The sequence below is a fragment of the Rhodoblastus sp. genome (genome assembly GCF_041915505.1).
In the GTDB taxonomy this organism is placed as follows: domain Bacteria; phylum Pseudomonadota; class Alphaproteobacteria; order Rhizobiales; family Beijerinckiaceae; genus Rhodoblastus.
In genome coordinates this window covers 1-1,890 of the sequence record NZ_JAYSBG010000499.1, presented here as the reverse complement: position 1 = coordinate 1,890, position 1,890 = coordinate 1, and the positions used below count along the sequence as shown (strand labels likewise).

Below are 1,890 nucleotides of genomic sequence, written 5' to 3'. Positions count from 1 at the left end.
GTTCGTCCAGCGTCGCGGCGGGATCGGGCACCACCGTCAGCACATAAGGCGCGACCACGGCGTCGAAATGCGCGGTCGGAAAAGCGAGGCGCGTCGCGTCCATGACAGAAAGCCCGGCGACCTGCAGTAATTTCTCCTGCGTTACGCGCGACTGGGCGCGGCGCAGCATGGGCTCCGACAGATCGACCCCGATCACCGAAACAGTCGGATCGAACATCGGCAGCTCCAGCCCGGTGCCGACGCCGACGTCGAGAATCAGTCCGCCCCGCCTTTGCGCGGCGGCGACGGCGGCGCGCCGCCCCGGCGCCATGATCGCGGCGAAGGCCAGATCATAGACCGGCGCCCAGCGGGCATAGGCCTCCTCGACATGCGCATTTTCCAGACGCGCGAGTTCGCGACGCGCTTCCGTCATAAAGCCGCCGCGCGCGGCGCGGGCTGCGCGATAAAGGCCGGCTGCGCCACACGGATGAAGCCGCCGCCCAGCACCCGGGCGCGCGGTTCGGCGTTCTCGTAGAACACGCAGGCCTGGCCCGGCGCGACGCCGCTTTCGTCATCGACGAATTCGACCCAGATCTCGCCGTCGCGGCGCTCCAGCACGGCCGGGACCGGCGGGCGCGTCGAGCGCACCCGCACGGCGATCTCGAGGCCTCCCGCAATATCCTCCAGCGCGCCGGGGCCGATCCAGTTGACGTCGCGCAGCACGACGTTCTTGGTCGCCAGCGCCGAACGCGGGCCAACCGTCACGCGGGCCCGCGCCGCGTCGATCTTGACGACATAAAGCGGCTCGCCGGCGCTGGCGCCGGCCGAGCCGAGACCGAGGCCGCGCCGCTGGCCGATGGTGTAATGCATGACGCCGGCATGGCGTCCGAGCACGCGGCCGTCGACATGGACGATTTCGCCGGGCGTCGCCGCCTGGGGCGCCAGTTTCTCGACAATATCGCTATAGCGCCCGGTCGGCACGAAACAGATGTCCTGGCTATCCGGCTTGTCGGCTATGGCGAGGCCGAACCGGCGCGCGTGCTCGCGCACGTCCGGCTTGCTCATTTCGCCGAGTGGAAAGCGCAACAGGCGCAATTGCTCGCGCGTGGTGGCGAACAGGAAATAGCTCTGGTCGCGATCCGCATCCTTGGCGCGGTAAAGCGCGCGCTCGGCCCCCTCGGCGCGCGAGGCGATATAATGGCCGGTCGCCAGCGCGTCGGCGCCGAGGTCGCGCGCCATGTCGAACAGATCGACAAATTTGATCTGCTGATTGCAGGTCACGCAGGGGATCGGCGTCTCGCCCTCGGCGTAGGATTGCGCGAAGGCGTCGATCACCTTAGCGCGGAAGCGCGATTCATAATCCAGCACATAATGCGGAATGCCGATCCGCGCCGCCGCCTGGCGGGCGTCGAAAATATCCTGCCCGGCGCAGCACGCGCCCGGACGATGCTCGGCCTCGCCGTGGTCGTAAAGCTGCATGGTGACGCCGACGACGTCATAGCCCTGCTCCTTGAGCAAGGCGGCGACCACCGAGGAATCGACGCCGCCCGACATGGCCACGACCACGCGGCTCTGCGCGGGCGGGCCCGGCAGGTCGAGGCTGTTGAGAGGGGGCGATGCGGCGTTCATGAATTCGTGATCCGGCCCGAGGCTGGGCCGCCCTGTCGAGGCGGCGAGGAAGCGGCGCGCGGACCGCGCCGGCCTTTCAAAACGTCGGCGCGCGACGCCGGAGCCTCTTCAATAAGCGCTCCGGCCTCATTTTTCAATGTTCAACGGTCCCTGCGCCCGGGCTGAAAAGGGTTAACGCGAAGCTGACGCCTGTTCCGATAAAGCACATTTTAGCCTCCGCGCTAACAATTTGGCAAGAAACACGCTATCAAACAAATGGTTATCGCTCATATTCGCCGCTTT

The 1,890-nt window shown here is 67.2% G+C and carries 2 protein-coding genes; both read right to left on the bottom strand.

Annotated features, from left to right (window positions below; all coding sequences use genetic code 11):
* Positions 1–412, bottom strand: a 412-nt coding sequence (locus tag ACE3S9_RS19145; protein WP_374548071.1) for a class I SAM-dependent methyltransferase, incomplete at its 3' end; no start/stop codon positions are given.
* On the bottom strand, positions 409–1,608 hold the full coding sequence (mnmA, locus tag ACE3S9_RS19140; protein WP_374548070.1) for a tRNA 2-thiouridine(34) synthase MnmA: 1,200 nt from the start codon (positions 1,606–1,608) through the stop codon (positions 409–411). The genes ACE3S9_RS19145 and mnmA, both read right to left, overlap by 4 nt.
* Between the last annotated feature and the right edge of the window lie 282 nt (positions 1,609–1,890).